General features: G+C 30.7%; 14 protein-coding genes. All 14 read right to left on the bottom strand.

Annotation, left to right across the window (positions count from 1 at the left end):
* Position 1: 1 nt before the first annotated feature.
* The 14 genes from QO263_RS09440 to grdD all read right to left on the bottom strand — a co-directional run bounded on the left by QO263_RS09440 (position 2) and on the right by grdD (position 19,416).
* A complete protein-coding gene (locus QO263_RS09440; RefSeq protein WP_285629266.1) occupies positions 2-1,198 on the bottom strand; it encodes a phosphoglycerate kinase in 1,197 nt (398 codons plus the stop codon).
* Between the two features lie 86 nt (positions 1,199-1,284).
* A complete protein-coding gene (gene gap, locus QO263_RS09435; protein ID WP_285620433.1) occupies positions 1,285-2,295 on the bottom strand; it encodes a type I glyceraldehyde-3-phosphate dehydrogenase in 1,011 nt (336 codons plus the stop codon).
* 29 nt (positions 2,296-2,324) lie between these two features.
* Complete coding sequence (locus QO263_RS09430; RefSeq protein ID WP_285620431.1) at positions 2,325-3,362, bottom strand: sugar-binding transcriptional regulator; 1,038 nt, start codon at positions 3,360-3,362, stop codon at positions 2,325-2,327.
* Between the two features lie 576 nt (positions 3,363-3,938).
* Positions 3,939-5,318: an RNA polymerase factor sigma-54 gene (gene rpoN, locus QO263_RS09425; RefSeq protein WP_285620428.1), complete on the bottom strand. Its 1,380-nt coding sequence runs from the start codon at positions 5,316-5,318 to the stop codon at positions 3,939-3,941.
* 283 nt (positions 5,319-5,601) lie between these two features.
* Complete coding sequence (locus tag QO263_RS09420; RefSeq protein WP_285620425.1) at positions 5,602-6,930, bottom strand: radical SAM protein; 1,329 nt, start codon at positions 6,928-6,930, stop codon at positions 5,602-5,604.
* 51 nt (positions 6,931-6,981) lie between these two features.
* Positions 6,982-8,655, bottom strand: a complete 1,674-nt coding sequence (locus QO263_RS09415) for an ATP-binding cassette domain-containing protein (RefSeq protein WP_285620423.1) — start codon at positions 8,653-8,655, stop codon at positions 6,982-6,984.
* A gap of 9 nt (positions 8,656-8,664) precedes the next feature.
* On the bottom strand, positions 8,665-9,597 hold the full coding sequence (locus QO263_RS09410) for a M55 family metallopeptidase (protein ID WP_285620420.1): 933 nt from the start codon (positions 9,595-9,597) through the stop codon (positions 8,665-8,667).
* A gap of 43 nt (positions 9,598-9,640) precedes the next feature.
* The gene (locus QO263_RS09405; RefSeq protein ID WP_285620417.1) at positions 9,641-10,999 is read right to left on the bottom strand and encodes a radical SAM/SPASM domain-containing protein; all 1,359 of its coding nucleotides are present in this window, start codon (positions 10,997-10,999) and stop codon (positions 9,641-9,643) included.
* A 41-nt stretch (positions 11,000-11,040) separates the two neighbouring features.
* Positions 11,041-12,681, bottom strand: coding sequence for a gluzincin family metallopeptidase (locus QO263_RS09400; RefSeq protein WP_285620414.1), 1,641 nt, complete (start codon positions 12,679-12,681; stop codon positions 11,041-11,043).
* 122 nt (positions 12,682-12,803) lie between these two features.
* Complete coding sequence (locus QO263_RS09395) at positions 12,804-12,956, bottom strand: hypothetical protein (RefSeq protein WP_285620411.1); 153 nt, start codon at positions 12,954-12,956, stop codon at positions 12,804-12,806.
* Positions 12,957-13,525: 569 nt separating this feature from the next.
* Complete coding sequence (locus QO263_RS09390) at positions 13,526-15,151, bottom strand: gluzincin family metallopeptidase (protein ID WP_285620408.1); 1,626 nt, start codon at positions 15,149-15,151, stop codon at positions 13,526-13,528.
* Positions 15,152-15,242: 91 nt separating this feature from the next.
* Entirely contained in the window at positions 15,243-15,392 is a 150-nt protein-coding gene (locus QO263_RS09385; protein ID WP_285620406.1) for a hypothetical protein, read from the bottom strand.
* Positions 15,393-16,013: 621 nt separating this feature from the next.
* Positions 16,014-17,660 (bottom strand): gluzincin family metallopeptidase, encoded by a 1,647-nt coding sequence (locus QO263_RS09380; protein ID WP_285620403.1) that lies wholly within the window; start codon positions 17,658-17,660, stop codon positions 16,014-16,016.
* A gap of 571 nt (positions 17,661-18,231) precedes the next feature.
* Positions 18,232-19,416 (bottom strand): glycine/sarcosine/betaine reductase complex component C subunit alpha, encoded by a 1,185-nt coding sequence (grdD, locus tag QO263_RS09375; RefSeq protein ID WP_285620400.1) that lies wholly within the window; start codon positions 19,414-19,416, stop codon positions 18,232-18,234.
* Between the last annotated feature and the right edge of the window lie 3 nt (positions 19,417-19,419).

Genomic DNA, 19,419 nt, shown 5'->3' with positions numbered 1-19,419 from the left:
CTTATTTATCTTCTATTGCTGCAATACCCGGAAGAACCTTTCCTTCAAAAAACTCTAGTGATGCTCCACCACCAGTAGAAACATGTGTCATCTTATCATCTAAACCAGCCTGCTCTACTGCTGCTGCACTATCTCCTCCACCAACAATAGTTACTCCATTTGACTCTGCCATTGCCTTTGCAATAGCATTGGTTCCCTTTGCAAAGTTTGGCATTTCAAATACTCCCATAGGTCCATTCCATAAAATAGTCTTAGCCTCTTTGATTATTTCAGAGAAGACTCTTATTGCTTTTTCTCCTATATCTAACCCCATCATATCCTTAGGAATATTATTTATATCAACAGTCTTAAATTCAGTCTCATTATTGAATTCTTTAGCCACTACTACATCTAAGGGTAGTACTAAGTTTACCTTCTTATCTCTTGCTTTTTCCATTAATTCTTTTGCTAATTCAATCTTATCCTCTTCTACTAGAGATTTACCGATTTCTAATCCCTGTGCTTTTAAAAATGTATATGCCATTCCTCCCCCAATGAGCAAGCTATCAACCTTGTCAAGGAAGTTCTCTATTACATTTATTTTGTCAGATACTTTTGCGCCTCCAAGTATGGCTACAAAAGGTCTTTCTGGATTAGACATTGCTTTACCCATTATCTCTATTTCTTTCTTAACTAAATATCCTGATGCAGATGGTAATTGACTGCTAAGTCCAACATTAGAAGCATGAGCTCTATGTGCAGTACCAAAAGCATCATTCACAAACATATCTCCTAGTGAAGCTAATTGCTTTGCAAATTCTTCTCCGTTCTTTTCTTCTTCTTTTCTAAATCTTGTGTTTTCTAGCAATACAACGTCTGAATCCTTCATATTATTCACTATTTCTTTTGCAGTTTCACCTGCTACCATATCATCCTTAGCAAATATTACTTCCTTGTTCAATAGCTCACCTAATCTTTTTGCTACTGGCTCTAGTGTGTATTTTGGATTAGGCTCTCCCTTTGGCCTTCCCAAATGAGACATTACAATAGCTTTTCCACCATTATTAATTATGTATTCTATGGTTGGAAGCGCACTTCTTATTCTTCTATCATCTGTTATCTCGCCCTTATCGTTCATAGGAACATTAAAATCACATCTTACTAGTACTCTTTTTCCAGACACATTTAAATCTTCTATACTTTTTTTGCTTAACATAATATCCCTCCTTGTAGCTATTTAAGCACATATTTCATAGCGTTCAAAAGCCGGTTTAATAGCCTAGGCTATTAAACCGGTCTTAAATGTTATTGCCACTTATTTGCCATTAATACTGCTAAGTCTACGACTCTAGCTGAATATCCCCATTCATTATCATACCAAGATACTATTTTAACCATATTATCAATCACCATTGTTGATAATCCATCTATTATTGATGAGCGAGGGTCTTTTCTGTAGTCTATAGAAACTAATGGTTCATCTGAGAAGCCTAATATACCTCTTAACTCGCCTTCAGCTGCTTCCTTAAGTGCTTGATTTACTTCCTCTGCTGTTGTAGGTCTTTCTACTTCAAATACTACATCTACTACAGAAACTGTTGGTGTAGGAACTCTCATTGCCATACCATTTAATTTTCCTTTAAGCTCAGGGATTACTAATGCTACTGCTTTTGCAGCGCCTGTAGTTGTTGGAATTATAGATTCAGCAGCTGCTCTTGCTCTTCTTAAATCCTTATGTGATCCATCAAGAATTCTTTGATCATTTGTATAAGCATGTACTGTTGTCATTAAGCCTTTAACTACTCCAAATTTCTCTACTATTACTTTTGCAAATGGAGCTAAGCAGTTTGTTGTACATGATGCATTAGATAGGATTACATGGTTTACAGGGTCATAGTCTTTATCATTTACACCCATAACTATAGTTGCATCTTCATTTTTTCCCGGTGCAGTAATTATAACTTTTTTTGCTCCTGCCCTAATATGCTTCATATTACTTTCTTTATCTCTAAATTTACCTGAAGATTCGATTACTAAATCTACTCCTAGTTCTGCCCATGGAAGAGCTTCTGGATCTCTGCTGTTTACTACCTTAATCTCCTTGCCATTTACAACTATTGCATCATCTGTTGAGCCTACCTCACCTTCAAATTTTCCGAAGCAAGTATCGTACTTAAATAAATGAGCTAAGCTCGCTGGGCTTTGTGAGCTATTTACAGCAACTATCTCTAGTTCTTCTACATTGTTCTCAAAGGCAATCCTCATAACATTTCTTCCTATTCTTCCAAATCCATTAATAGCAACTTTAATTGACATTAAAATTCCTCCTTTTATATTATTAGCTACTATATAGTAGCATTTTTAGACATTGACAGTATCTTTCTTGCAGCAGCTTCGTCTATTATAAGTATCATATTTCTATGTAATTTACATATTGCAACGATAGCTTCTGCTTTATCTTTTCCGCCTGCTACTCCTATTACTGTGTCAATTTTTTTAAAATCTTCTAATGATAATCCAATTGTACTTGTTTCTAAAACTATATCTCCATTAGTATTAAAGTAGTGCCCAAATGCTTCTGCTACTGCCCCATTCTTTTCTATCTCATTAATCTTATCCTGTTGTAATTCTCTTCTTTCAGCCATTACATCTGCTCTACCAATACCAAAAACTAATATATCCATGTTCTTAATAATATCTAATACTTCTTTTACTTCATGAACAGTCATCAAAGCTTTTAGAGCTTCTACGCCTACATTATCTGGGACTTGAAGGAGTCTATAGCTTCCCCCTAGCTTTTTCGCTAATTTTGCAGCAATATTATTTGACTGTGTTTCAAGATCCTTTCCTAATCCACCCCTAGCAGGAATAACTGTAATATCCTTCTTAACTTTTTCTACAGTCATTTCTTCTGCCACCTGAGCCATAGTTGTACCACCTGTAATTCCTATGATGTCTCCATCCTTAGTAACCTGTTTTATAAGAATAGATGCCGTTTTTCCTATGTCTTTAGGGGTAAGCATATCTTCTCTTGAATCTCCTGGTACAATATATACCCTATTTATACTTAGCATATCTTTAATCTTCTTTTCTAAGCTGTTGAGACCCTTTAACCCATGAATATAATCTTTTAATTCATCGATTACTAATTTTCCTTCTTCTGTGACATTCATGCCATTAGTTTCAATATCCAAGAGTCCTTGTTCTTTTAAAACACTTACCTCTGTCCTTATAACTCTTTCTCCTAGCCCTAAATTGTTTGCTAAGGCCCGTCTTCCTATTGGTTGATTATAGTAAATATTTCTAAGTATTGAATATCGTTTCTCTAAAATATCAATTATTTCTGGCGCGATCTTTCTCTGAAGTTCTATTAGGTCTTTCATAAAACACACTCCTTGTGGACATAATAAGTCCAAGATGTCGGGAAATGACCCGTCAATAAAATAATTACCCACTTATAAGTCAAATATAATATATAGTATTTCTTATATATTTTATCATTATGCTTTATAGCTACTTTTTATTATTACAGCATGCATTGCTGGTCTCATATTGTCCCAGATATATAAATATTGTCCCAGTAATCTAATAAAAAAACATCTTCACCATTATTATACTATAATAAATTTAAAATTCAATACCTTTACGCTGCTATTAATAAAAAAACATATTTATAGATTTCCGCAGTCTCGCAACACAAATTTATTTGCTTGCTACCCTTCATAAATTTGGTCCTAACAGACACCCCTGTCATAAGCCTACAATAAGGTTGGTACTCATTGCGTTTAACCTATGCTGCAATTACCCAAATCTATGACTTGGTCCTGACGGACACTCCTAATTCTAGAAGCAAAATCAAAGTTGGTGTAATTGCAGTACTCAGAAACTTGTTTTCTGAGTTTCCTTTACTTTCCGACAAAAGCATTCGGAAAATAGGGTTAGGTGGATGACTCCGTTCTCTAGTATCTTCTTCTTCCTGATGATGAGGCAATGCCTAATTCATCACGATATTTTGCAACTGTTCTTCTAGATATATCTATATCCTTTGCTTTAAGAATTTTAACTATTTGTTGATCACTAAGTGGTTTTTTAGGATTTTCTCCCTCAATTATTTCCTTAATAATTGATTTAATACTTGTGGAAGATATTCCGCCATCGTTACTAGATATACCACTTGAAAAGAAATACTTTAGTTCAAATAATCCTCTAGGTGTCTGAATATACTTTCCGTTAGTTGCTCTGCTAACTGTAGACTCATGGACACCGATATCCTCTGCTACATCTTTCAAAGTAAGAGGCTTTAAAGACTTTTTGCCCTTTTCAAAAAAATCTATTTGATACTTTAATATAGATTCAACAACCTTATAGATTGTCATTCTTCTCTGCTCTATACTTCTAATTAGCCACATAGCAGAGTTCAGCCTTTCTGTAAGAAAGTTTGTAGTGCCGTCATCGTTTGACTTATTTAATAACTGTTTATAATAGTTGTTAATAATCAGTCTTGGGGTAGATGAATCATTTACACTTATTACATATTCCCCGTCAATATAATATAAGTATACATCTGGAGTGATATATTTTATCTCGTCACTATCATGAGCAAATCCTCTTCCAGGCTTAGGCTCCAATGACTTAATTAAGTCACATATCCATTGAACACTTTTCAAGCTAATATTTAATTCCTTTGATATCTTTGCTAATCTATTCTGAGCTACGTCCACTAGATAATTGTTAATTATTTCTCGAATATCAGGATTATTTATCCCCTTAAGTTCAAGCTGTATCAATAGGCATTCCTTCAAATCTCTTGCACATACACCAGCTGGTTCAAAAGTTTGAATTAACTTGATAACGTTTTCAACTAAATTTTCCTCAACATTCAATTGCTTAGATATCTCTGTCACTGGATTATTCAAATACCCATTTTTATCTATACATTCAATAATAAATTCCCCGATAGCTTTTTGTCTTTTATCAAAAATAGATAGATTTAATTGAAAAAGCAAATGATCTTTTAGAGATGTTCTCGCCGATACATAGTTTTCAAATGTATTCTCCTTTTCATCTCTATTAACAGTACTCCTATAGCTTATATCATCATACTGCTCTGAATATTCCTTCCAGTCCACATCCTCAAGCTTATTATCATACTCTTCAATGTGTTCTTCAACTTCTCGTTTGTTTTCCAACTCTAACAGTGGGTTAGCTTCCATCTGGCTTTCTACATATTGCCATAGCTCTTGGCTTGTAAATTGAAGCATTTGAATAGCTTGTCTTAGTTCTGGTGTCATTATTAATTTTTGTGCTTGTTCTAATGTCAGATCAAATCCCAGACGCATATGGCTCACTCCTAACACCTAAATATTTTATCTATAAATGCAAAGTAATTTAATATATTATGCTAGTTAATTAGTCCTTTATTACTATTATAACAGATAATAATTTTTTCGCCAAATTTAATGTTATATAAAAAAATCTGGTCTTTCTATAAGTAAGAAAAAAATCTGGACATTAGTCCAGATTTTTTTGCTAACAAGGAGTAGATTCTTCGGAGTACATCTCAAAGGTCTTTTATTTTAAAGGCTGGATGTATTTTGTCTCCTAAAATAATATTCTCTTATATTAATTCTTCTGTTTAATTCTATACAGCTTCGGAATTTTGACATATATATCATCTAAAACTTGCTCACAATTGGGAATCATTTTGTTAGAAGATTTTGCAGCATTTCCACAACCACTACCACATATTAATGCAATTCTACATTTCGAACACTTTTCTATTGATTCAATGTTGCGATCGATTAAAGAGTTCTCTTTTAATGCATAATTAGGATAATAAGTTCCAATGGAATCACTTTCATTACCTACCGATAGAAAGCAAGAATACATATCTCCCATTGAATCATAGAATCTGCTCATTTGTTCAACTGCACACCTGCTGTACTGTGGATAAATTTTTGTGTTATTTAACAAAAATAATTTGACAATTGGAGATGCTGTATTCAATATTACATTATCCGTTGTAAAGCCTTCGTCATATTTGCCTATAATAGAACTATTCCAATATAATTCATCATCAAGCTTCATTTTAGCTTTACCATTTAATTGGTAGAGTGGTTGCATTTCAAATGAAATATTCTGCTTATAATCGCTAAATTCATCTAAGAAATTTTTTTTGAAAATATTACAGCTGTTTAAATTCATTTCTGATATATTCATTCTTATCTTAATAGGAATGTTATTTACTAAGCAAGCTTTGATTCCTTCCATTATTTTTTTATAAGTAGCTTCTCCATTTTTTAATATCCTAGTTCTGTTATGCACCTCTTCTTCACCATCTATAGTAACCTGAATAAATCCTATATCTAATTTCTTTAGTAAAGGTATGTATTCCTCTAAAAAATAGCCATTTGTAAATACATTATATCTAGCATTAGGAGATTTTTGTATGATATATTTGATAATACTCATATTTTCTAATAAAAGGGGTTCTCCCCCAAATAAAGTAATGCCTGTAATATTTGAGTGCAATAAATATATCTTATCTACCATTTCTTCGGTCATTGAATATTTATTATTTGCATTATCTCTATTATTTTCATAGCAATAAGGGCATGAAAAATTACAATCATAATTAAAAACAAGAACTATATTGCTAATGTTTTCTAGCCTATGATTATAGTTAAGCCTTAGTTTATTTAGAATATTGCCCTTTATATTGTTTTCTTCCTCAGATGATGAAATTAAATATTTCCTCTCCAATAAAAAGTTATATATACGATTTTCATCTTCTGTTACTGGGATAATATCATCATTTTCTAACCATTTATCAATTATTCTGCTATATTTATCTTCAATTATGTCCACAGAACCAAATAATGCATTGATTAGCAACCATTTTTTTGTTGTAGCATCAAGTTCCGTCATTGACATGTGATAAATTAATTTCATAACAACACTTCCCTTTCGTTAAATATCTACCGCATCATTTATATCCTACTTCTAGTATCCTACAAGTTTATCATATCTATTAAAATGGCTGAGATTTACGATTTTATCAAACTTATCATAGCAGTTTAAATTATGAGTTGAAATAATAACAATTTTGTTTTCACAATACTTATCTATTATTTTAGGAAAACTTTTTATAAATTCTCGGTCAACATTTGATAGAGGCTCATCTAATAATAAAATAGGCGTATTACGCAAAAAGCATCTTATTAGCTGAATTTTTTTCATTTGACCAGAGGATAGTTTATAATTTTCAGTTATTACAGTATCAAATCCATCTGGCATATTCATTATGTCATCAATTATATGAAAATCCTCGCATATTTCTCTTAGTCTATCTTCACTTATATTTTTGCCTTCATCTGATAGCAATATATTTTCTCTTATAGAACTATTGTTATAAACATATGGTATTTGTCTAGCATATGTGATGTTTTTTACTAGGTCTTTAAATTCTATATGCTTTATATCTGTATCATTTATTGTGATACTTCCAGAGGATATTTGGTATATACCAGACAGCAGGTTTAATAAGCTAGTTTTGCCTGAACCATTTTTCCCTAATATGCACACTTTTTGATTCTTTTCAATCTCCAAATCAATGTTTTTCAATATTACCTTTTCCCCAAAGGCTAATGAAACATCATTTATATTTATGCACATATCATCATTAGTCACCATCATATCTTCTCTATTATCTATATCACACTTGGTTCTGCTGTATAAATCTATAATTCTCTCTGCTGAAACTATTTGCTGCTGTAGATTTCCATACATTGTGGTTATTGAAAATAAAGATGTAGAAAAATATTTTGAATATGTTAAAAAAGCAATAAAATTGCCTACTTCAACTGTTTTATTAAAAATTAAACTTCCTCCAACTAATAAAAATATTATATTACCGCATAGACCCAAAATGTTTGATAAATACAAATTATTCAATTTTGTTTTCTCACAATGAATTGTTTTTTTATTTAACTCATTTATTTTATCCTGAAAAAAAGCTAATATTTTTTTCATAGAATTGCTATATTTTATATCATTTATTGACATTATATTTTTTTTAATCATTTCCATTATAGAATCTGTTTTTTTCAATATTTCTCTGCTTTCTTGATTGATCTTATTCCCAAATTGCTTGTTTACATAAGCGATTAACGGGAATAGTAGAATTACAATGAAAGACAGAAAAATATTAATCCTTAACATTATTATTCCAATGATTGCTATGGTAATAAAATCTTTAAAATATGCACTTATAATATAAACAAAGTCACGTACTACTAGTGAATCATTATACATTATGGTCAATAATTTCCCCTCGGTAAAATCACATAGAGTATTAGGATGACTTTCAAGGATATTTTGCATTAGTTTATATTTAATGCTTATGGCTACTTTTTTCTTGATTAATATATCTAATCTCTCTTTTGTATAGTTTATTATGTACTTACTTAGATTTAATAAAATAATAATTCCTAAAAAAGTGTAAAACTTATTTTGGTTAAAGCTATATAGAGCTGTTATTAACTGTGCTAAGATATATGGCTCTATTGTAACTATTAAAAGGATAAATAAAATGAGGATATTTGAAAGCAGAAATTTCATCTTATAATTTTCATAAAAATCAAAGCTTTTTCTGAAAATATAATATATTCTTTTCATCTTGCACTCTCACTTGTTAAATTCTTTAAACAATAAATCATTTATGTATTTTAAATCATCATAATTATAAGACCTGATACCTGTATTCAAAAGTTTTTTCAAATTTTCATCTTTTATCGTACTAGGATCAAATTTGTTAAAGTTAGCTCTCATTGTTCTTAGAAGCTCATTATATTTAATATGATATACTTCGTTAAGAGACATTGCCATACCATAGGCTTTTGCAATAAAATCTATTGTGTTTTCAAATTTAATAACTCCGTTTTCCATTTTAAATTTACTAGAGGAAACTAGATAGTTTAAATAGTCCTCATGAATAAATTCAATGTATATTTTTTCATCAATATAACTATTGCAATATTTTTCTTTATTATCAATTGCATAGTTTAAATTGTCAGCGTATTGTCTGTATTTAGTTTCTAAGCTTATCTCTTTATCATTTTTACTGTAATTTGATATGTTTACTGCACATTTGCATCCAATATCATTTAATTCTGTAATTGCCTCTTCTTCTGCACTAAGAAAAATGGTTGGTATACTATAAAATGACAGATAATTAATAAATATTCCTATTTCTCCTACTTCAACATCTCCTATATGCACTTTGTCAATCTCAGGCCTAAAGGAATGTGCCATAAGGCCTGTACCATTTTTAGCATGAAAGCCTGTTAATATTGCATAATCATATTTTATATCAAGATCTATATTCCAAAAGCATGAAATAAAATTTACATTAGAATACTGCTCCCACAATGGCATTGTGGTCTTACCATTATCATGAGCATCACAAAAATAAATATTAAATTCATTTCTTTCTATTAAACAATCAAGTAAAACACTTACTTCCTTGCACATCTTTTCTTGGCAATCTGTTTTGTCATAAAGGTTAGTTACACCTATTATGCCTTCTAAATCTGCCATAATTAATATGTTTTTTTTCATAGCAAAATCACATTAACCTCCGTACATTTCATATTTACTTATCTTATAACAGCTTGTCCAAGTTATCTAAAACATATTCATCCTTAAAACAACCACATGCTGGGCTCATTAAGTCATTATTATTTGTAATGTTGTATAAAACACATCCACCAATGCATACATATTTAAATTCGCATTTTTTACATTCTGGAATTTCATGCCAACTTCTGTTTACATAAGCAGCTACTAGTTCCTTGTCAATATAATAATCCTCTTTAAATTTACCTACCACTCCAAGATCATCAACTACTTTATTGCACCAATATATTTTCCCATCGGGAGCAAAAACTAATTTTAAGCCATTTTCAACATCACACTGATTAAACCTATATTCTGATACTTTTGTATTATTAGGACGATTTATTAAGTTCGCTAGGCTATTTATATTTGCAAGGCCTGATGAAAAAGAAACGTTTTCATATTTTGCAACTAGTTTTTTTAATTCATTATATATTTCAATAAACTCATCCTTAGAATAAAAGCTATCATCTAGTCCAGTTTGACTTCCATGATCATAAACTGGGGATAAGTTCAGCTTTACTTTAGATAAAATATTTCTTTTATCTAAGGCAGTTAAAAGTTCTTCTTTTTTATTATATGTGTCTTTTGTTATAATCGAATTTATAGTTACATCTATCTCGTATTCTAAGGCCTTTTCTATACCTTCTACTATGCTATCAAACAATTTAACGCTCTTATTTCCAAAAGACAGCTTTGAAATAACGTCATCTTTTCCATCTAAAGAAACTTGCATACTCTTAATTTTTTTATAAGGCAATTTATCCCACAGTCTGCTGATATTTACACCATTTGTCAATATCATTAGTTTCGAATTATCAAATACATTGCTAATTTCCCAAATCAAAGGCAAATGGCTGTCCATGAGTGATTCACCGCCACTTACAGTAACCTCTTTAATATTATTTGAATAACCATTTTTTGATATATACTCATCACATACATATTTAATATTTTTTATGTCTTCGAGACTAAGTACTCTATTTTTAGCAGAATACTTTTTTTGGTAGCAATAAGTACAGTTAAAATTGCATCCATCAGCTAAATTTATCTGAATTTTATCAGAGATATTTAACTCCAATTTTCTTTCCTTATTTAAAATAGCAATTTGCTCCTCAAATAATTCTATGGATTTGTCATCTAATATCTGCTTTTCTTTAAGTAATTCTCTATAGAAGTCTTGTTCTGTCTCAGTTAAACCACTATAATTTTTTTCTATTTTTTTATTCAGTGATTTTAGTATACTAAATTGCTGTTCCAATATTATTTTTCTTCGGAAGGATATCAGATTCATCATCATATAAGCATTCTTCATTTTTACAATAACATTGTTAAATAGAACCATTGATTTCACCTGTCTTTCTTTAATATAATGAGTACCTCTTTCTATTCAAACTTAGCCTTAAGTGCAAGATACCATTCATCATGTAATTCTTTAAAGGTTTTGCCGTAGAGTTCATATAGCCTATTATAGTTTTTATATAGTTCGCAGAGTTTCTCTTCCCCGTATGTCTCTATAAGATAATTTACAAGGCTACCAGCCTGAGGATAGGTTAAATCATCTCCATCTTTAATATCGAAACCGCCTTTTGATATACCCTGAAAAGTAATTTCTTTTGTTTTGTCCAAAGTATCTTCCCAAGCCCTTGCTTCGCGCCATGCATATAAATTAATTTCGTTTTTCTTAAATGGTGGCTTATCATTTACTAGTTTTTCATAAAATGGTTTCGTACTATCTGCAAAATCATTATTATATGCATTATTAAAATCTCCCCATGCTTCATACATCAGCCTATATACACCCCTATCAGCTAGATAATATTGGCAATATACAGCAAAGCCTTCTCCTAACCAAACTGCAAGTGGGTTATGTTTGCTCGAAAGATAATGAACGTATTCGTGAATGCCTGATGGTATCGGGTCTATATATTCTATTGTATTTATCATCTCATAAAATCTCCCCCTAAAGTCATCATTAGGTCTCCATAGAAAATGACAAATTACCTTCTCCTCAGGAATTTCTAAATATCTTGTAAATATTTCAGTTTCTTTCAAGCTTTTAATATCCTTTTCAAATAATTCAAAAAAATATTTGATATATCTATAGTCCATTAAAATTTCATCATTATTTAGCCTATAAAAATAAGAGTCCGTTAACTTAAAATCAAATTCAATATATGATTCTGTAGATGGTGAATGTAGTATATATGGGTATATCCTTGTGTTTCTTCCAATATTCTTTTCATATCTCAACGGGACATCAGAGGCTTTATAACTTACCTGTGCTCCTATCCTTTTTAACCAATCATTCGCAACAATCTCATATTCTTTTTCAAATTCAATATCTAAATCCTTTGATTTGCTATATAGTTCAAATGCATATTCCACTCCCTTCTGTTTGATTGTATCTTTTATTAAATAGTAGGCTATGTCATATGCATATGTATTGTCTTCTTTTGTAAAATATACTTCTTCAAATACAGGTACTTCTAGATCCAAGATATCTAGATTTTTTTCATCTGAAAGATATTCTGATACCTTTGCTATTTCATTCTCTGGTTTATATGTATCTTTAAATACTTTTTCGTATACATATAAGCTTAGCCCATATCCTAAGCCATAGTTTGGAGTTGAACCTACAATGCCTTGTAAGAGTACATTTATTGAATGAATATTTTTTGCGTTTATATCATTTAAAAATACAGACTTGTCCTTGCCTTGTACAAACAATTTATTAGCCACATATATATTTATCGGTAGGTCTATTGTTGCTTTCATATCTTTAGTTACATAATCAAATATTTTTTCAAAGTCATTGATAAATTCATTTTTTTGTTCATCGCTATAAGCATTATCTTCAAAATGGTAGGTACATCTATCAGTTGATGCATATTCAAAGTTTGTCATGTATCCGTCTTTTTGTACTATGCCCTCGTAACTATTGTTAAAATCATAGCTTACGCTTTGTGTGCTACTACAGCCTGATAAGAAAACTGTTAGTATTAAAATAATACTTATACGCTTCATAAAAGTCACCCCACAAAAGTTTTATACTAGTATTTCTTAATTCCGATTCTATTTATATTGATTTTTCAGGCTCTTATCAGTTTATTCTGCATTATTTTTACATTTTAATCATATCACTTGCATTATTTTTTATTACTACATTTTGGATCAGTAAAAACAGGACATCCACCACTCCAAATTGGGCAATCAAGTGCTAAAACTGGTTCTCTCGGCTCACCTAAAACCTTGTTGTCTAGTTCTTCTTCGTTCCATATTAGATCAGTTAAAGTTTCCATTCAATTTCACCTCCTCATTTGATATTTATTTAACTCGTTACTGATAAACAAAAAGAGTACTCTGTTGAAAACCTTTACATCTGAAAAAGTTTGATTTATTATTTATCATTGTTATGTATATATATGTCTGAAAATTATGGAAACTATCAGTGGAGAGATCCTTCGCTAACGCTCAGTATGACAGAAAAGTACTTTTTTGGTTATCTCTGCAACGTCTTTTTTCTTTTAAACAAAATTACTTGTCTTTAAAACTATTTGGAGCATACTTAGTCGCAAAATAAGAGCCTGAAAAATCATTAAAAATATAATATATAAAATTGTAAATTGTCTTACTTTGTAAGTTTATATCTAATATAGCATGTATGCCCGAAATATGTCAAACATTTACACTACATGTTAAAAAACCTTAATAGCTATTATTCCCTCAGAAACGCAGAATGGTATTATTGTCTGAAATCTATACTTTTCTATAAGTAAAAAATAGTTACAATGCACAGCTAAAGGAGAAAGCCTTCACTACTTTCAGAATGATCCAGAAACTGGTCATTAATCTAATTAAGTACCTCTTTCTATTCAAACTTAGCCTTAAGTGCAAGATACCATTCATCACGCAATTCTTTAAAGGTTTTACCATACAGCTCATATAGCTTATTATAATTGTTATATAGTTCACAGAGTTTCTCTTCCCCATATGTTTCTATCAGATAGTTTACAAGACTACCAGCCTCAGAATAGGTTAAATCTAATCCTTCTTTAATATCGAAATTAACACCTGTTCGATACCCTTCAAAAGTACGATCTTTTGTTTTGTGTAAAGTATCTTTCCAAGCCACTGCTTCAAACCATGCATATAAATTAATTTCGTTTTTTTCGAATGGTGGCTTGTCATTTACTAATCTTTCATAAAATAGCCTTATCCTAGTATCTGCAAGTTCATAATCATTATTGAAATCATCATATACTTCATGCATCAGCCTATATACACCCTTATCAACTAAATAATATTGACAATATGTAGCAATTCCTTCTTCCAACCAAGCTGGATTTTCTGCATGTCTTCCTAAAAGATAATGTGTATATTCATGAACACCTGCTCCAAATGGATCTTCTAACTCTATAGTATTTGATTGATAATAATACCTACCACCGTATTTAGGATTAGCTCTTTTTATAAAATTACAAATTACCTTCTTCTCAGGAGTCTCTAAATACTTTGAAAATATATCAGTTTCTTTCAAGCTTTTAATGTCATTCTCAAATAATTCAAAAAAATGCTTGGTATAGCTATAGTCTATTAAAATATCATCAGCGCCAAACTTAGGTGCCTTAAAATCAAACTCAATATATGATTCTGTAGATGGCGAATGTAGTATATATGGGTATATCCTTGTGTTTTTACCAATAATCTTTTCATATCTTAGTGGGACATCAATTACTCTATAATTATCCTGTATGCCGATTCTCTTTAACCAATCGTTTGCTAAAACTTCATACTCTTTTTCAAATGCAATATCTAAATCCTTTGATTTATTAAACAAATCAAAGGTATACTCAATTCCTTTTTGATTAATTATATCTTTTGTTAAAAAATAAGCTATATCATGTGCATAAGTATTGTCTGTTTTTGTAAAATATACTTCTTCAAAGACAGGCAGTGCTAAATCTAATATATCTAGTTTTTTTTCATCTGAGAGATATTCTGATACCTTAGCTATTTCATACTCTGGTTTATATGTATCTTCTAATACTTTTTCATACACATGTAAACTTAGCCCATATCCTAATCCATAGTTTGGAGTTGAACCTACAATACCTTGTAAGAGTGCATTTATTGAGTTAACATTTTTTGCATTTATATCATCTAAAAATACAGACTTATCCTTGCCCTGTACAAACAATTTATTAGCCACATATACGTTTATTGGCTGGTCCATTGATACTTTCATATCTTTGATTGCATAATCAAAAACTTTTTCAAAGTTATTGATTAATGCATTTTTTTGCTCATCACTATAAGCATTATCTTCAAAATAGTAAGTACATCTATCAGTGGAAGCATATACAAAGCTCGTCATGTACCCATTTTTTTGCACTATGCCTTCGTAACCATTGTTAAAATCATAGCTTACATTTTGTGTGCTGCTACAGCCTACTAATAAAACTGCTAATATTAGAATAATACTTATATGCTTCATAAAAATCACCCCACAAAAGTTTTATACTACTATTTCTTAATTCCGATTCTATTTATATTGATTTTTCAGGCTCTTATTTACTTATTCTGTATTAAGAATTGAAACCAGGTTTACTACATATTGGTCCGCCTGGTACGCCCCAAATTGGGCAATCAAGTGCTAAAACTGGTTCGCTCGGCTCACCTAAAACCTTGTTATCTAGTTCTTCTTCGTTCCATATTAGATCAGTTAAAGTTTCCATTCAATTTCACCTCCTCATTTAATATTTGTTTAACTCGTTACTGATAAACAAAATCTTATTTAAAGAATACTCTGTTTATCTGTTTTTAAAACCTTTACATCTGAAATATCTTGCATTGCTACATCAAGTCGTCTGAAAACGTTTGCTTTATGTTTATCATTGCTACGTATATATATCTGAAAATTATGAAAAATATTAGTAGAGAGATCCTTTGCTAACGCTCAGGATGACAGGAAAAAACTTTTTTGGTTACCTCTGCAACATTTTTTCTTTTAAACAAAATTTCTTGTCTTTAAAACTATTTGGAGCATAATTAGTCGCAAAATAAGAGCCTGAAAAATCATTAAAAATACAATATGCAAAATTGTAAATTGTCTTACTTTGTAACTTTATAGCTAATATAGCATACATAGCCGAAATATGTCAAACCCTTACATTTCATGTTAAAAAATCTTAATAATTATTATTTCTTCGAAAAAAAGAATGATATTATTGTCTGAAATCTATATTTTTCTATAAGCAAAAAAATCGTTGCAATGCACAGCTAAAGGAAAGATCCTTCACTGCGTTCAGGATGACAATGACACAGAAACTGGTCATTAATATAATAAGTACCTCTTTCTATTCAAACTTAGCCTTAAGTGCAAGATACCATTCATCACACAATTCTTTAAAGGTTTTACCATATATTCCATATAGCCTATCATAGTTTTTTAACAGCTCACAGAGCTTTTCTTCTCCATATGTTTCTATCAGATAATTTACAAGGCTACCAGACTCATGGTAGGTTAAATCTAATCCTTCTGGAATATCACCAACCATACCCATTCGATATTCCCCAAGAGTAGTATATACTCTTTTATCTATAGTTGCATGAAAAGCCAGTGCTTCACACAATGCATACAAATTAATTTCGTTTCTCTTAAATGGTGGCTTATCATTTACTAACTTTTCATAAAATTGTTTACATGGTTTTGCACTATCTAGAAAATTATTGTATGCATTATTAAAATCTCCCCATGATTCATACATCAGCCTATATACACCCCTATCGGCTAAATAATGTTCGCAGTATACAGCAAAGCCTTCCTCTAGCCAACCCGCACGTGGCTTATTAGATTTGATTGCAAGATAATGGGCATATTCGTGAACACCTGCATATAGTGGATCTCTATATTCTATAGTGATTTGTTCATTATAATTATGAACTATACCTCCCCCAAGCTTAATATTACTAATCTTCTCCCTAAACTGACAAATTGGTTTCTCCTCAGGAGTTTCTAAATACTTTGAAAATATATCAGTTTCTTTCAAGCTTTTAACATCCTTCTCAAATAATTCGAAAAAATACTTGATATATCCATAGTCCATTGAAAAAATATCAACATCATTAGTTAACGTAAAACCAAGCTCAATATATGATTCTGTAGATGGGCTTTGTATTATGTATGGGTATATCTTTATATTTCTTCCAACATTCTTTTCATATCTCAGCGGAACATTAGTGGCTTTATAACTTACCTGTGCACCTATCCTTTTTAACCAATCGTTTGCTAAAACTTCATACTCTTTTTCAAATGTAATATCTAAATCCTTTGATTTATTAAATAATTCAAAGGCATACTCTACTCCTTTTTGCTTAATTATATCTTTTGTTAAATAATAAGCTATATCATGTGCATATGTATTGTCTTCTTTTGTAAAATATACTTCTTCAAATACAGGTACTTCTAGATCCAAAATATCTAGGTTTTTTTCATCTGAAAGATATTCCGATACCATGGCTATTTCATTCTCTGGTTTATATGTATCTTTAAATACTTTTTCGTATACATATAAGCTTAGCCCGTATCCTAAGCCATAGTTTGGAGTTGAACCTACAATGCCTTGAAAAAATGCATTTATTGAGTTAATATTTTTTGCATTTATATCATTTAAAAATATAGATTTGTCCTTGCCTTGTACAAACAATTTATTAGCCACATATATATTTATCGGTAGGTCTATTGTTGCTTTCATATCTTTAGTTACATAATCAAATATTTTTTCAAAGTCATTGATAAATTCATTTTTTTGTTCATCGCTATAAGCATTATCTTCAAAATAGTAGGTACATCTATCAGTTGATGCATATTCAAAATTTGTCATATATCCATCTTTTTGTACTATGCCCTCGTAATTATTGTTAAAATCATAGCTTACGCTTTGTGTGCTACTACAGCCTGATAAGAAAACTGTTAGTATTAAAATAATACTTATACGCTTCATGAAAATCACCCCACATAAATTTTTATACTACTATTCTTAAGATACTTTATTTGTATTAACTTTCCAGGCTCTTATTCGCATTAATCTTTGGTAACTTTACCACATATAGTTTCTTTATACCGCTTCAAAAGAGAAAACTCCTTTATCCTGCAAAAAGATTTTTTTCAGTGATCTCTTCAACATTCTTTTCTTTTAAACAAGAATTTTTGTTTTTGAAACCATTTGGAGCATATCTAGACATAAAATAAGTGCCTAAAAAATCATTAAAATATAATACGTAAAATTATAAATTGTCTTACCTTATAATTTTATAGCTAACATAGCATGAATAACCAAAATCTGTCAACCGTTGCCGTTGTATGTTAAAAAATCTTAATAATTATTATTTCTTCGAAAAAAGTAGAATGATATTATTGTCTGAAATCTATATTTTTTATAAACAAAAATATCATAAAAAAAAGAGATCTTTCACTACGTTCAGGATGACATAGAAACTGATCATTTTGAGTGTCTCATATTTTATTTAACTGTGAATAGCAAAAAAATCTGGACATCAGTCCAGATTTTTTTGCTAACAAGAGGTAGATTCTCCTGCAATATATCCTGCTTTTGCTAGAACTGCAATAGCTTGGTTTACTTTTGCTTCATTAACCATTACTATTGGTCCAGTACATCCCATTCCGCTTTCAGCGTAAATACCATTTTTCCAGAGTACTGTTACTGCATCTTCTAATTCCATAATGTCTACACCTGAAATTGAACCAGTAACTACTTCTTTAGCAGGTGCTACTACTGCTCCTGCATTCTCAGTATTCTCTTTCTTTGTATCCTTCTTTAATCCTTTTAGTATATCATCAAATCTAGCATTTTTTGCTTTTGCAAATTCTTCTTTTGAAATGCTTATAACTTTACCTTGTGCAAGATTTGCAGCAAATTCTATTGCATTTGCTACAACAGGTACTCCTGATGCTCTTGATAGGATAAGAATTGTTCTTTCATAATCTTCTCCTATTCCAGGACCATATCCAAATCCCATGGCTTCATAGTCCCCACCTGTAGTATATGATGAGAATATCTTCATAAGAAGATTTCCTGTTAATGAATCTGTTACCATTACATCTGGTGTTCCAGTTAATAAGTCATTACCTCTCATTACTGAGCCACCATCAGATCTCATAGATTCAGCAAAACTAAATTCATAACCATTTGCTTTTAGTTCATTTAATGCTCTTTCAACCTGTCTTACACCATCTACATTTAGAAGTCCTACTGTTGGGCTTTTTATTCCCATTGCTTTTGCGGTGATTATTCCGTATAAAGCATTTTTCACCATTCCTTCAACTCTATGTGCAGAAGATGTGCCTGTAGTTGTAGCTATGAACATTTCTTTTCCTTTTCCAGGAGTTATAACTCTACCTACAGTTGATACTCCTAATGGAAAAGTATAATGCATCGTTACTGCACTATTAATCTGGCCACTATCTAAAAGTTCTTCCATTTTTTTATGTTGTTCATCTTCTGTATTAGCCTCATATATTTTAAGCTCTGTATCTGCCTTTGGTCCAATTAGTACAACTTCTACAGAAGGATTTCTTTTTTGAGCTAATTCAGCTCCTCTAACAATATTTTCTACACCATGCTCGCTACCTAGGACTGTAATACCAACTCTTACTTTTTGTCCAAATTGTCCAGTCTCTACAGCATCTGCTATATCATTAAATACCTTGCCTATTATGTTTTTAATATTATCTGACATTTA

The organism is Proteiniborus sp. MB09-C3, from assembly GCF_030263895.1.
GTDB lineage: Bacteria > Bacillota > Clostridia > Tissierellales > Proteiniboraceae > Proteiniborus.
This window is presented reverse-complemented; position numbering and strand designations above follow the sequence as displayed.

Excerpts from the sequence above, each read along its gene's own strand:
- gap (WP_285620433.1), bottom strand. The coding sequence starts at position 2,295 with ATGTCAATTAAAGTTGCTATTAATGGATTTGGAAGAATAGGAAGAAAT.
- QO263_RS09430 (WP_285620431.1), bottom strand. The coding sequence starts at position 3,362 with ATGAAAGACCTAATAGAACTTCAGAGAAAGATCGCGCCAGAAATAATT.
- rpoN (WP_285620428.1), bottom strand. The coding sequence starts at position 5,318 with ATGCGTCTGGGATTTGATCTGACATTAGAACAAGCACAAAAATTAATA.
- QO263_RS09420 (WP_285620425.1), bottom strand. The coding sequence starts at position 6,930 with ATGAAATTAATTTATCACATGTCAATGACGGAACTTGATGCTACAACA.
- QO263_RS09415 (WP_285620423.1), bottom strand. The coding sequence starts at position 8,655 with ATGAAAAGAATATATTATATTTTCAGAAAAAGCTTTGATTTTTATGAA.
- QO263_RS09410 (WP_285620420.1), bottom strand. The coding sequence starts at position 9,597 with ATGAAAAAAAACATATTAATTATGGCAGATTTAGAAGGCATAATAGGT.
- QO263_RS09405 (WP_285620417.1), bottom strand. The coding sequence starts at position 10,999 with ATGGTTCTATTTAACAATGTTATTGTAAAAATGAAGAATGCTTATATG.
- QO263_RS09400 (WP_285620414.1), bottom strand. The coding sequence starts at position 12,681 with ATGAAGCGTATAAGTATTATTTTAATACTAACAGTTTTCTTATCAGGC.
- QO263_RS09395 (WP_285620411.1), bottom strand. The coding sequence starts at position 12,956 with ATGGAAACTTTAACTGATCTAATATGGAACGAAGAAGAACTAGACAAC.
- QO263_RS09390 (WP_285620408.1), bottom strand. The coding sequence starts at position 15,151 with ATGAAGCATATAAGTATTATTCTAATATTAGCAGTTTTATTAGTAGGC.
- QO263_RS09385 (WP_285620406.1), bottom strand. The coding sequence starts at position 15,392 with ATGGAAACTTTAACTGATCTAATATGGAACGAAGAAGAACTAGATAAC.
- QO263_RS09380 (WP_285620403.1), bottom strand. The coding sequence starts at position 17,660 with ATGAAGCGTATAAGTATTATTTTAATACTAACAGTTTTCTTATCAGGC.
- grdD (WP_285620400.1), bottom strand. The coding sequence starts at position 19,416 with ATGTCAGATAATATTAAAAACATAATAGGCAAGGTATTTAATGATATA.